The 12,568-nt window shown below is 55.7% G+C and carries 12 protein-coding genes and 1 pseudogene; 7 read left to right on the top strand and 6 right to left on the bottom strand.

Features of this window, described 5'->3' with window-relative positions; translation table 11 throughout:
- The first annotated feature begins 49 nt into the window (after positions 1–49).
- Positions 50–373, top strand: a complete 324-nt coding sequence (locus AOC04_RS14565) for a DUF2025 family protein (protein ID WP_060694531.1) — start codon at positions 50–52, stop codon at positions 371–373.
- Here AOC04_RS14565 and AOC04_RS14560 read toward each other — a convergent pair.
- Together AOC04_RS14560 and AOC04_RS14555 are read right to left on the bottom strand one after the other, a co-directional pair.
- Entirely contained in the window at positions 370–918 is a 549-nt protein-coding gene (locus AOC04_RS14560) for a DUF1003 domain-containing protein (protein ID WP_073514980.1), read from the bottom strand. The genes AOC04_RS14565 and AOC04_RS14560 overlap by 4 nt on opposite strands.
- 11 nt (positions 919–929) lie before the next feature.
- Positions 930–2,003, bottom strand: a complete 1,074-nt coding sequence (locus AOC04_RS14555; RefSeq protein ID WP_060694526.1) for a diguanylate cyclase — start codon at positions 2,001–2,003, stop codon at positions 930–932.
- Positions 2,004–2,210: 207 nt separating this feature from the next.
- On the opposite strand from AOC04_RS14555, the pseudogene AOC04_RS14550 reads away from it, so the two are divergent.
- Positions 2,211–3,256: pseudogene (locus AOC04_RS14550) on the top strand (MBL fold metallo-hydrolase).
- 2 nt (positions 3,257–3,258) lie between these two features.
- Here AOC04_RS14550 and AOC04_RS14545 read toward each other — a convergent pair.
- The 4 genes from AOC04_RS14545 to AOC04_RS14530 all read right to left on the bottom strand — a co-directional run bounded on the left by AOC04_RS14545 (position 3,259) and on the right by AOC04_RS14530 (position 6,306).
- Positions 3,259–3,576: a helix-turn-helix domain-containing protein gene (locus AOC04_RS14545; protein ID WP_060694524.1), complete on the bottom strand. Its 318-nt coding sequence runs from the start codon at positions 3,574–3,576 to the stop codon at positions 3,259–3,261.
- 249 nt (positions 3,577–3,825) lie between these two features.
- A complete protein-coding gene (locus AOC04_RS14540; RefSeq protein WP_060694522.1) occupies positions 3,826–5,076 on the bottom strand; it encodes a ribonucleotide-diphosphate reductase subunit beta in 1,251 nt (416 codons plus the stop codon).
- Between the two features lie 495 nt (positions 5,077–5,571).
- Positions 5,572–5,907 (bottom strand): hypothetical protein, encoded by a 336-nt coding sequence (locus AOC04_RS14535; RefSeq protein WP_060694520.1) that lies wholly within the window; start codon positions 5,905–5,907, stop codon positions 5,572–5,574.
- A gap of 135 nt (positions 5,908–6,042) precedes the next feature.
- Positions 6,043–6,306: a DUF2790 domain-containing protein gene (locus AOC04_RS14530; protein WP_060694518.1), complete on the bottom strand. Its 264-nt coding sequence runs from the start codon at positions 6,304–6,306 to the stop codon at positions 6,043–6,045.
- A 406-nt stretch (positions 6,307–6,712) separates the two neighbouring features.
- Here AOC04_RS14530 and acs point away from each other — a divergent pair, with 406 nt between their 5' ends.
- The 5 genes from acs to AOC04_RS14500 all read left to right on the top strand — a co-directional run bounded on the left by acs (position 6,713) and on the right by AOC04_RS14500 (position 12,557).
- Positions 6,713–8,668 (top strand): acetate--CoA ligase, encoded by a 1,956-nt coding sequence (gene acs, locus AOC04_RS14525; protein WP_060694515.1) that lies wholly within the window; start codon positions 6,713–6,715, stop codon positions 8,666–8,668.
- Between the two features lie 511 nt (positions 8,669–9,179).
- A complete protein-coding gene (locus AOC04_RS14515) occupies positions 9,180–9,965 on the top strand; it encodes an ABC transporter substrate-binding protein (RefSeq protein WP_060694511.1) in 786 nt (261 codons plus the stop codon).
- A 91-nt stretch (positions 9,966–10,056) separates the two neighbouring features.
- The gene (locus AOC04_RS14510) at positions 10,057–10,746 is read left to right on the top strand and encodes an ABC transporter permease (protein ID WP_060694509.1); all 690 of its coding nucleotides are present in this window, start codon (positions 10,057–10,059) and stop codon (positions 10,744–10,746) included.
- Positions 10,743–11,441 carry an ABC transporter permease gene (locus AOC04_RS14505; RefSeq protein ID WP_060694506.1) on the top strand — a complete coding sequence of 233 codons (699 nt, stop codon included), beginning with the start codon at positions 10,743–10,745 and terminating at the stop codon, positions 11,439–11,441. The genes AOC04_RS14510 and AOC04_RS14505 overlap by 4 nt, the downstream gene beginning before the upstream one ends.
- Positions 11,442–11,444: 3 nt before the next feature.
- Positions 11,445–12,557 (top strand): succinylglutamate desuccinylase/aspartoacylase family protein, encoded by a 1,113-nt coding sequence (locus tag AOC04_RS14500; protein WP_060694504.1) that lies wholly within the window; start codon positions 11,445–11,447, stop codon positions 12,555–12,557.
- Positions 12,558–12,568: the final 11 nt, after the last annotated feature.

Genomic DNA, 12,568 nt, shown 5'->3' with positions numbered 1-12,568 from the left:
TGTAAACCATCGATCCTTGAGCCTCCCGGGCTCGTCAGTGAGGTTTACCATGCGCATCACATCACAGTTAATCTGCCAGGCTGCCGATCTACTTAATGGTTTTGTTGGTTTCAATCGTAAGACAGAGCAGCATATTGTTCGCTTCAGCGAAGATTCTTTCGGAATGGATGTCGCCGACGACAACATCACGCCCACCAGTGAGTTCGTCTGGCAGCCCGGCGCGCAAGACACCATGATCCTTAAACGCGAGCTGATTCAGTTATTAATGGATCAGAATATCGACGATCGCCTGAACATCACTGAGCCATTGCGTGTGTACATGCAGCGCCAGGATGTGCCGGAGATCCTGGCCGTGCGCCGCTGCCTCGGTTAAGGCGTCTTGTGTACCAAGTGCTGGTGCATTTCCGAGGTCAGGTTTTCAATTCGCTCGGTTAAAGTCTTGGTCATTTCGGTCAATCGGGTGTTTTGTTCCAGCAACTGCATAATCCGCTCATTGGTCTGGGCGGCAGCGGCTTGTCGCTCGGTGTTGGCCACGGCCAGTGCTTCACGGTGCCGGGCGTCGGCATCGGCCTGGGCTTTGTCCCGTGCAGCCTGGCGGGTTTGCGCGAGCAAAATCAAAGGCGCGGCGTAAGCCGCCTGCAGGCTGAAAGCCAGGTTCAGCAGAATGAACGGGTAAATATCAAAGTGGGTGACGCCAAACAGGTTCAGGCATATCCAAATCAACACGATCAATGTCTGGGCGCCGAGAAAGGTGGGCGTGCCGAAGAAGCGGGCAAACGCTTCGGCTCTCAAGGCGAACTTGTCACTGCCGAAGGTGGGTTCCAGATGCGCATGGGCACGATGAAAGCGTAGGTGGTCGACTTTTTCTGGGGCGGGTGTTGCGTCGCTCTTGTCTGTGCTCACTGGGCTCTCTCTCATTATTACGGACCTTATGGTTTGCTCAAGACTGAATCCATAAGCGTGTCTGCGGCACCGATGCTGACCTTGTTACGGCCGGTGTTCTTGGCGATGTACAACGCTTTGTCGGCTTCGTTGAGCCACATGGAGGCGTCCTGATACTCCGGCCGGCAAGACGCCAGACCAATGCTCAGGCAGACGTGCAGTTCAGGTTCATCTGCGTGTTGGTAGTGGCTGAATACGCGGCCTAATCGCTCCATGATTTCACGCGCTTGAGCCAGTGTCCGATTGGGCAAAATCACGCAAAACTCATCCCCGCCATAGCGTCCAGCCAAGTCTTCAGTGCGCAAGTTTTCTTTGAGTTTGTTGCTCAGCGTACGCAACACATTGTCGCCCACGATATGCCCATAGGTGTCATTGATGTGTTTGAAATGATCGATATCAATCAGTGCAAGGGTGGCGGTTGATTGCGTCTGTTTGCATTCTTTGAAATTGATCTCCAGCACGTCTTTCCATGACCCGTGGTTTAACAGACCGGTAAGGCTGTCCGTACGGCTAAGGGTTCTCAAGGCCAGTTTATGTTCGCCCAGTTTGATCGCTAGCCCATAGCTGACCATGCCTACTGCCAAGGGGTAGAGGATGAGTACGGGGATGCAGGCATAAACTTGCAGGGTTGTAGTGTTTGGGGTGAAGGCCGCACCCAGCAACAGAAATGCTATCAGTGCGCCTGTTGCCTGAGCCAAAAGTCCGCGCAGCAGTAGTCGTGGTCCGCCTGCCGCGACATTATGCATCATCATCATGGAAACGATTGTCACTGTAGGGAGGGGGTTAAATTGAATGGTTGCGGCCCAGAAGCCCCCACCCAGTGAGTCGATTAAAATATTGCGCCGTTCAGCGCGATACGGATATCTCGATCGTGATGACAGTTGATATGCCAGATGCGGCCACAAAAATGCATTGAACAGTAGTAGAAACCATACCCATACAGGGACATCAAGCGGGACAAGTGCTGCCATTAAGGCCAGACCGCCAAACCCTGAGCCAATGGTTCGCGGCCCGTAAATGCGCCGGGCAAACGACAGGCCTTTGCCTCTTTGATTGTCCATGGTTATTTGCTCAAGATGTTTGGACTCAGCGCTTGTCTACCGGTTGGTATCGCACTGGCATTTTTTCGAAATCATCTGCGTGGTCAGCTTTACACTAGCTCTTAAGCCATCGTCCGGCCGTGTTGTTATTTTATAGTTACATGACGAATTGCATTCTGTGGTCCAAAAAGCAAGCGTAATAATCTTTTTTCACTGAGGTTTTAAAACATGGCACTTGAATCGCGCAGTGCAGAGGCGCTTAGACCCGCTGAGCGTCATCAAGGTGCATTTCGAAACCAGCAGGCAAGGCCGCCCTCCAGCCTGGGCAAGACACTGGGCATTTTTTGGAAAATGCTTTTCAAACCCGCCAATACTCGTCCGGCAGGGGTGGTCCCGGTCAAGCCATTGAGCCGCCAGCAATTGGCGGACGCTCCGGACTTCAGTGTGTACCGTCTTGGGCATTCAACACTGCTGCTAAAGCTCAAAGGAAAATTCTGGCTCACCGATCCGGTGTATGCCGAGCGAGCATCGCCGTTCCAATGGGCGGGGCCCAAGCGTTTTCATGCCCCCCCATCAGCCTTGATGAGCTTCCGTCCCTGGAAGTAGTGATCCTGTCACACAATCACTACGATCATCTTGATCAAAAGACGGTGTTGCAGCTGGCCGCCAAAACCAGGCACTTTCTGGCCCCGCTGGGTGTGGGTGACCTGCTGGTCAAGTGGGGCGTCCCCGCCAGTAAAGTTCAGCAACTCGACTGGTGGCAGGAAACACAGCTGGCAGGCATTCGTTTTATAGCTACCCCGTGCCAGCATTTCTCTGGTCGAGGGTTGTTTGATCACAACCAGACGCTCTGGGTGTCGTGGGTCATGATCATTGACGAGGTACGGATTTTCTTCAGTGGCGATTCCGGTTATTTCGACGGCTTCAAACTGATCGGCGAACAATTTGGCCCGTTTGATCTGACCCTGATGGAAACCGGGGCCTACAACGTCGACTGGCCTGACGTGCACATGCAACCCGAGCAGACCTTGCAGGCCCATATCGATCTGAAAGGTCGCTGGTTGTTGCCTGTTCACAATGGCACCTTCGATCTGGCATTTCATGCCTGGCATGAGCCTTTTGACCGCATCGTGGCGCTGGCAGAGCAACGAAATATTCTGATCACAACGCCATTAATGGGGGAGGCGTTCAATCTGTTGCAGCCTCACCCGGGACGTGCCTGGTGGCTCGACGTGCAAACCATGCAGGACGCCCCGGGCAACAAGGGCAAATGAGCTTATTCAAGCTGTGCGAAGTCTTCACGCCCGGTCGGATCAGGGGTTGTGCCGCGAATATTACCGCCGCGACCTGGTGCGAACCCCGGAAAGAACACCAGGCCTTCTGCTTCCAGGCAATAAGCCAGAGCCAGCCGAGTGACATCGCGAATCGGCTCCCCAGCTTCAAAACGCTGGATGGCGGGGACTGATACCCTGGATTTCTGACTCAGTTGCTCGAAACTCCAGTCGAGCATTTGCCGGGCCTGGGCGCAGTGCAGCGCGGTGAATTGATTGATGATGATGCGTTCAAACGTACTGCGCATGGCTGCATTGGGCATGGGGATTCTCCGGGGCTGAGTCAGTGCTTGAAAATATACTGTGTTTTTATACAGTTGTTTTTGAAGGCGATCAAACTCATTTTTCTGATCGGTTCCGGGGGCGGAAACCTCTGCCGAAAAGCCCCGCTTCAGGCATTTTGCATTGCAGGTAACAGTCGAAAATTTCGATACGTCCCCGACAAATATTCTGCCCAATAAAAAGGGCCACCTCGCGGCAGCCCTTTTAAACAGCGTATGACTAAACCGGAATCAGTCCCAGCTCAGCGCGCCGCCAGTCTGGTACTCGATAACCCGTGTCTCGAAGAAGTTCTTCTCTTTCTTCAAGTCCATGATTTCGCTCATCCATGGGAATGGGTTGGTGGTGCCCGGGTATTCTTCTTTCAGGCCGATTTGCGACAGGCGGCGGTTGGCGATGAACTTGAGGTAGTCCTCCATCATGGCCGCGTTCATGCCCAGTACACCGCGTGGCATGGTGTCACGTGCGTATTCGATTTCCAGCTGAGTACCCTGCAGGATCATCTGCGTGGCCTCTTCCTTCATTTCAGCATCCCACAGGTGCGGGTTTTCGATTTTGATCTGGTTGATCACATCGATGCCGAAGTTAAGGTGCATGGATTCGTCGCGCAGGATGTACTGAAACTGCTCGGCGACACCGGTCATCTTGTTGCGGCGACCCATCGACAGGATCTGAGTGAAACCGCAGTAGAAGAAGATGCCTTCCAGAACGCAGTAGTAAGCGATCAGGTTGCGCAGCAGTTCCTTGTCGGTTTCTACCGTGCCGGTTTCGAACTTCGGATCGGAGATCGAACGGGTGTACTTCAGCCCCCAGGTAGCTTTTTTAGCGACCGACGGAATCTCGTGGTACATGTTGAAGATCTCGCCTTCATCCATGGCCAGAGATTCAATGCAGTACTGGTAGGCGTGGGTATGGATCGCTTCTTCGAAGGCCTGGCGCAGGATGTACTGGCGGCATTCCGGGTTGGTGATCAAGCGGTACACGGCCAGCACCAGGTTGTTGGCAACCAGGGAGTCGGCGGTAGAGAAGAAGCCCAGGTTGCGCATCACGATGCGACGCTCGTCGTCGGTCAGGCCTTCTGGGTTTTTCCAGAGGGCGATGTCGGCGGTCATGTTGACTTCTTGCGGCATCCAGTGGTTTGCACAACCGTCCAGATACTTCTGCCACGCCCAGTCGTACTTGAACGGTACAAGCTGGTTAAGGTCGGCACGGCAGTTGATCATCATCTTCTCGTCGACAGCAACGCGAGCGCTGGCGCCTTCGAGTTCGGCCAGGCCTTCCGCGATGTCGAGATCATCCAGGGCTGCCTTGGCGCGCTGGATTGCAGCGGAGTCGTTGGCAGTGACTGCACGGGCTTCCTGGGCCGCAACGCCGCCAGCAGCGTCAAGGCGGTCCATGTTGGCTTCGGTTGCGTGGCCGGCATTGGCGCCTTTAACAGCGACTTCGCCTTCCTCTTCTTTGTCGAATTCGTCCCAGCTCAGCATGACGTGTCGTCTCCTGCGTGAGGGCCTGTGCCCGTGTGGTAACACTGATTGTTTGGTTGTCACACGGCCATAGGCCACTTGGATCTAAGAAATGTTGCTGCAGTAGCGATGTACGCACGCAAAAACATGAATATATTCGGGGGCTGACCCGGCTGTCGCTAAGGGGATGCTGTCTGTTCGGCATCTCACCCTGGCCCGGAAGGCCGCAGCTGCGTGGTTTACAGCCCGCTCAAGGGTTATGGAGCACCCTTTGGAAGGGGGCAGTATACGGCTTTTGTACAGGGTATTTCAGCCAGTTTTTTTTCAGCCGATGCGACGAAATGCCCTAAATTTGGCCTGGACTTAAGCATGGCCGTTACTGGGCGAGGGTTTGCTTGGCAGGAAGTTTTTCTGAGGCAAGCCGGGGGCCACGGATGTGGTGTGGCTTTAGTGACGCGAGGCGCGGCGCGGGGCAGGCTAAGCCCGGTCGAAACCGGGCGGCAAGTCGGTGCGGTGTTAGCTCAGTCGATGGCCGTTGGTGCGATCGTAACCGTCCTCGGCGAAAGTGGCTGAACGGGTGTTGTCATAACCGTCCTCGGCGAAAGTGGCTGAGCGGGTGTTGTCATAACCGTCTTCAGCGAAGGTGGCCGAGCGGGTGTTGTCATAACCGTCTTCAGCGAAGGTGGCCGAGCGGGTGTTGTCATAACCGTCTTCAGCGAAAGTGGCTGAGCGGGTGTTGTCGTAACCGTCTTCAGCAAAGGTCGCCGAGGGGGTGTGGTCATAACCGTCAGCTGCAAAGGCGCTACCTGCAAGTACGGATATGCTGAGGGCCAATATTAAGGCGCGTTTCATGTAATTAATTCCTGGCGATATAGGCGCAGGCGGGCAACGCTTCAATATGTAAGTTTGAAAGTTGCAATAAAGTGCCGCGTTGAATCGCGTTAACAAATGATGTGATTAAGTAGCGGAACAAACGAAAGTTATGAATCAGCCGTTCGAGCAGCCGCTGCCCATTACCCGGTATTCAAGGGTGTGCTGGGCGCCGTGCGAGTCTTCGTAGACCATCTGGGCCGGCACCACTTCGCAGACACTGGGGATTTCGCTCATGGAAATCACCTTGGCAATATCCAGTTCGGAAGAGTAAGAATACTGTTCAACAGCGGGTTGCTGGTGTGCAGCGGCGGTACTTGTTTCATCCGCCATGGCGGTTAAACACACACTGCTGAGGGCCAGAACTAACAACGCTTTCATTTCGCAATTACCTGTCTATGGTCGAGAGGGGTCACACAGCCCTTGTGAGGCTGTGTGTGAAACTTAATGAGTTAAGAGCGACTAAATATGCCTTCGTGGGGGCTGTAACTTGTATCAATCGCAGTGCCTTGGTTGGCGAGGTCAATTTTAGGCCCCGGCCAGGCAGGCATAAAGAGGGGGTTTTGATAAAGACTGTTGACAGATTCTGCAACAATCGTCGAAAACAGAGCCTGTATTGAGCGAGGCATTGACTGGCAAAGCGCTGTAAGTATTGTTCTTGAGCCTTCGGCAGAAAAACCATGGTTTTTCCGGGGATTTCTTACTACCAACGTCGAATGGATCTCAGGCCACGGCCCGGCTACAACAGGGTCATAAAACAACAACTACAAACATCGAGGTATGAAACATGAGTGCCGCTTCCCTGTATCCCGTACGCCCTGAAGTAGCAGCCAATACGCTGACCGATGAGGCGACCTACAAGGCGATGTACCAGCAGTCCGTCGTCAACCCCGATGGCTTCTGGCGCGAGCAAGCTCAGCGTCTCGACTGGATCAAGCCGTTTACCAGCGTCAAGCAAACCTCATTCGACGATCACCATGTCGATATCAAATGGTTTGCGGACGGCACTCTTAACGTTTCCTATAACTGTCTGGATCGCCACCTTGCCGAACGCGGCGATCAGGTTGCGATCATCTGGGAGGGCGATGACCCTACCGAGCAGCGCAACATTACCTACCGCGAACTGCACGAAGAAGTGTGCAAGCTTGCCAACGCTTTGCGCGGTCAGGACGTTCACCGTGGCGACGTAGTGACTATCTATATGCCGATGGTGCCCGAAGCCGTGGTCGCCATGCTGGCGTGCACCCGGATCGGGGCAATTCACTCGGTAGTGTTCGGCGGCTTCTCGCCCGAGGCGCTGGCGGGACGCATCATCGACTGCAAATCCAAGGTGGTGATCACTGCCGACGAAGGTGTGCGCGGCGGCAAGCGTACAGCGCTCAAGGCCAATGTCGATGTGGCACTGACCAACCCTGATACTTCAAGCGTGCAGAAGATCATCGTGTTCAAGCGCACCGGTGGCGATATTGCCTGGTACAAGCACCGTGACATTTGGTACCACGACTTGATGGCCGTGGCCTCCACGCACTGTGCGCCAAAAGAAATGGGCGCCGAAGAAGCGTTGTTCATCCTTTATACCTCCGGCTCCACCGGCAAGCCCAAAGGTGTGCAGCACACCACGGGTGGCTATCTGCTGTATGCCGCGCTGACCCATGAGCGCGTATTCGACTATCGCCCCGGCGAAGTGTTCTGGTGTACGGCGGACGTTGGCTGGGTTACCGGTCACACCTATATCGTCTACGGGCCGCTGGCCAATGGGGCCACCACGCTGTTGTTCGAAGGTGTGCCGAACTATCCGGACATCACTCGGGTGTCGAAAATCGTCGACAAGCACAAGGTCAACATCCTCTACACCGCGCCAACGGCCATTCGCGCCATGATGGCCGAAGGTCAGGCCGCCGTTAAGGATGCTGACGGTTCAAGCTTGCGTCTGCTGGGTTCGGTGGGGGAGCCGATCAACCCGGAGGCCTGGAACTGGTACTACACCACCGTGGGCAAAGAGCGCTGCCCTATCGTCGATACCTGGTGGCAGACCGAAACCGGGGCTTGCATGATGAGCCCGCTGCCGGGGGCTCACGCACTAAAGCCGGGGTCTGCGGCGCGCCCATTCTTTGGCGTGGTGCCTGGCCTGGTAGATAACCTGGGCAACCTGATTGAGGGGGCGGCCGAGGGTAACCTGGTGATCCTGGACTCGTGGCCGGGTCAGGCGCGTACCTTGTACGGCGATCACGACCGCTTTGTCGATACCTACTTCAAGACCTTCCGTGGCATGTATTTCACTGGCGACGGTGCCCGTCGCGACGAAGACGGTTACTACTGGATCACCGGTCGCGTGGATGACGTGCTTAACGTGTCAGGCCATCGCATGGGGACCGCCGAGATCGAAAGCGCGATGGTGGCTCACCCTAAAGTTGCCGAGGCAGCTGTTGTCGGCGTGCCCCATGACATCAAGGGGCAGGGCATTTATGTCTATGTCACCCTTAATGGCGGTGAAGAGCCAAGTGAGGCGCTGCGTCTTGAACTGAAAAACTGGGTACGTAAAGAGATCGGCCCGATTGCCTCGCCGGATGTCATCCAGTGGGCGCCGGGCTTGCCTAAAACCCGCTCCGGCAAAATCATGCGCCGTATCCTGCGCAAGATTGCGACCGGCGAATATGACGGTCTGGGTGATATTTCCACCCTGGCCGACCCGGGGGTGGTGCAGCATTTGATCGAAACCCACAAGAGTATGAAGGTCGCATAATCCTTCTTCGCCTCACAGAACCCCGCCCGGCATTGCCTGGCGGGGTTTTTATTTGGCAGCTAGAGAGGGGCATAAACCTGGGGCAGTGTTACCGCGGATGTAACCACGCGCACGAAAACGGGGCCTTGTGACACCAAAAGCACCGTTTTAGAGCTGTTTTTACCGGGTTGAAAAATAAGATGAAACGCTACACTTGCCGGAATAGAAGGCTTTGCGAATAATAGGCCCGCTATTTGCAACTCACATAGGTTCTATGTCTTTTGCTCTTGCATGAATTTGAAGAGCTGTCAATGACTGGAGTCGCTTTTCTCGGTGCATCTGTAATTTGTTGTCGCATTGGAGAAATAACGGCTTGAAGCCTGTCGTTAGAATGCCGATCACTCGCTCGTCGTCGTTGTGCTGATCCCAGCATAACGCCAGTAGGACGTGGCGCCGCATTCCCGGTTTAACCTCCGCATCTTGGGCTAACGCTCATTCTGCATTTATTGCCCTTTACCGATGGAGTCCTAAGATGAAGAAACTCGTGCTTCTTGGCGCCCTGGCACTGTCCGTGCTGTCCCTGCAGGCTTTCGCTGATCAAAAACCGCTGAAAATCGGTATTGAAGCCGCCTATCCTCCGTTTGCCTCCAAGGCGCCGGACGGCAGCATCGTAGGTTTTGACTATGACATCGGTAATGCTCTGTGCGAGCAGATGCAGGTCAAATGTGTGTGGGTCGAGCAAGAATTCGACGGTCTGATTCCGGCACTTAAAGTGCGCAAGATCGATGCCATCCTGTCCTCGATGTCGATTACCGAAGACCGCAAAAAGTCCGTCGACTTCACCAACAAGTACTACCTCACTCCGGCGCGTCTGGTGATGAAGGACGGTGCTGTGGTCAGCGACAGTCTTGACGAGCTCAAGGGCAAGAAAATCGGCGTGCAGCGCGGTTCGATTCACGACCGTTTCGCCAAGGAAGTCTTTGCACCCAAAGGCGCAACCGTCGTGCCTTACAGCTCGCAAAACGAAATCTACCTGGACATCGAAGCCGGTCGCCTTGATGGCACCGTGGCCGACGCCACGCTGCTCAATGACGGTTTCCTGAAAACCCCGGCTGGCAAAGGCTATGCATTCGTGGGTCCGCAATTCACCGACGTCAAATACTTTGGTGACGGCGTGGGTATCGCGGTGCGCAAGGGCGACAAAGAGCTGAAAGACAAGATCAACACCGCGATCACGGCTATTCGTGACAACGGTAAATACAAGCAAATCCAGGACAAATACTTCGACTTCGATATTTACGGCCCAGAAGCCAAGTAAACCGTCGCAGCGGTAAGTCCGAAATGGCGCAAGCAACAGGATCTCTGAAGTTTGCGCCATTTTTTCATCCTAATTTTCGAGGACCTGAATCATGTTGAAAGGCTACGGGGCTGTCATCCTCGATGGCGCTTGGCTGACGCTTCAGCTCGCCTTGTCGTCCATGGCCCTGGCCATTGTTCTAGGTCTGATCGGTGTTTCCTTGCGCCTGTCGCCGGTGCGCTGGCTGGCCTGGTTGGGCGATTTGTATTCGACGGTTATCCGCGGGATACCCGATCTGGTGTTGATCCTGCTGATTTTCTATGGCGGTCAGAATTTGCTGAACAACGTTGCGCCGATGCTGGGTCATGACGATTACATTGACTTGAACCCATTGGCTGCGGGTATTGGCACCCTGGGCTTCATCTTTGGTGCGTACCTGTCAGAGACCTTTCGCGGTGCCTTCATGGCCATCCCCAAAGGTCAGGCCGAAGCGGGCATGGCGTATGGCATGAGCAGTTTTCAGGTGTTTTTCCGGGTATTGGTGCCACAGATGATCCGCCTGGCGATCCCGGGCTTCACCAATAACTGGCTGGTACTGACCAAGGCGACGGCCCTGATTTCGGTGGTCGGCTTGCAAGACATGATGTTCAAGGCCAAGCAGGCGGCGGATGCCACCCGCGAACCCTTTACTTTCTTTTTGGCCGTGGCCGCGATGTACCTGGTGCTGACCAGTGTTTCGCTGCTGGCGTTGCGACAACTTGAGAAGCGCTACTCGGTAGGCGTAAGGGCGGCTGATCTATGATCTTCGACTACAACGTCATTTGGGACAGCATGCCGCTGTACCTGAGCGGGCTGCTTGAAACCCTGAAGCTGCTGGGTATCTCGCTGTTTTTCGGTTTGCTGGTGGCCATACCGCTGGGGTTGATGCGGGTCTCCAAGAGTTCCTGGGTCAACTTCCCGGCCTGGCTGTACACCTATGTGATTCGCGGCACGCCGATGCTGGTTCAGCTGTTTTTGATCTACTACGGCCTGGCTCAGTTCGAATCAGTGCGTGACAGCTTCCTGTGGCCGCTGCTGTCCAGTGCGACCTTCTGTGCGTGTCTGGCGTTTGCCATCAACACCAGCGCCTACACCGCTGAAATCATTGCCGGTAGCCTCAAGGCCACACCCAATGGCGAGATCGAAGCGGCCAAGGCCATGGGCATGTCGCGCTACAAAATGTATCGCCGTATCCTGCTGCCGTCGGCCATGCGCCGGGCGCTGCCGCAGTACAGCAACGAAGTGATCATGATGTTGCAGACCACCAGTCTGGCCTCCATCGTGACCCTGATCGACATCACGGGGGCCGCACGGACCGTCAACGCGCAGTACTACCTGCCGTTTGAGGCCTATATCACCGCCGGTGTGTTCTACCTGTGCCTGACGTTCATTCTGGTGCGCCTGTTCAAACTGGCCGAGCGCCGCTGGCTGGGCTACATGGCCCCGCGCAAGGCCTGACCCATGGAGCGCATCGATCATGTACTGCCGTGGAGCAGCCTGGGAACCGAACGCCAGTTAACGGTGTTTCGTTTCGGCACTGGCGAGCGTAAAGCCTATATTCAGGCCAGCCTGCATGCCGATGAGTTACCGGGCATGCGCTGCGCCTGGGAACTGAAAAAGCGCCTGGTGGAACTTGAAGCCAGGGGCGCCCTGAACGGCGTGATCGAGCTGGTGCCTGTGGCCAACCCGCTGGGCTTGGGCCAGTTGCTGCAAGGCAACCATCAGGGGCGTTTTGAGTCCGGCAGCGGCAAGAACTTCAACCGTGATTTCACTGAGTTGAGCGCTCCTGTGGTTGCTGCGCTGCAAGGGCAACTGGGTGATGACCCCCATGCCAATATCCGGCTGATCCGTCAGGTGATGCTGGATGTGCTGGAGCAATTGCCACCGGCTACAAGCCAGTTGCAGGGCATGCAGCGGGTCCTGTTGAGCCATGCCTGTAATGCGGACATCGTGCTTGATCTGCATTGCGATGCCGAAGCGGCATTGCACATGTACGCCCTGCCTCAGCATTGGCCGCAGTGGCGCTCGCTGGCCGCGCACCTGAACATGAGGGTTGGATTATTGGCCGAAGACTCGGGCGGCAGCTCGTTCGATGAGGCCTGTTCGTTACCGTGGCTACGCTTGCAGCGCCAGTTCACCGATGCGCAGATTCCCCTGGCCTGTATGGCGACCACCCTGGAATTGGGCGGGCAGCCCGACACCGGGCGTCCGCAGGCCGAGGCTTATGCAGAAGGTATCCTGGCATTCCTGGCCGAGCAGGGCCTGATTACGGGCGACTGGCCAGCTGCGCAGCACGAGGCCTGCGAAGGCATGCCGTTTGAAGGCACCGAACTGTTGTATGCACCGCACCCCGGTGTGGTGAGTTTTTTACGTCCGGCGGGCGCCTGGGTTGAAGCCGGCGAGCCGCTGTTTGAAGTGATTGATCCTTTATCTGACCGGGTCAGTACGGTATGCGCGGGCACGGCCGGCGTGTTATTTGCCGTTGAGCGACTGCGTTATGCCCAACCCGGTTTCTGGCTGGCTAAAGTGGCAGGGCGTGAGTCTCTGCGTCACGGGCGCTTGCTCAACGACTGACTGTTTTTGTG

This window comes from Pseudomonas versuta, assembly GCF_001294575.1.
In the GTDB taxonomy this organism is placed as follows: Bacteria; Pseudomonadota; Gammaproteobacteria; order Pseudomonadales; family Pseudomonadaceae; genus Aquipseudomonas; species Aquipseudomonas versuta.
This window is presented reverse-complemented; position numbering and strand designations above follow the sequence as displayed.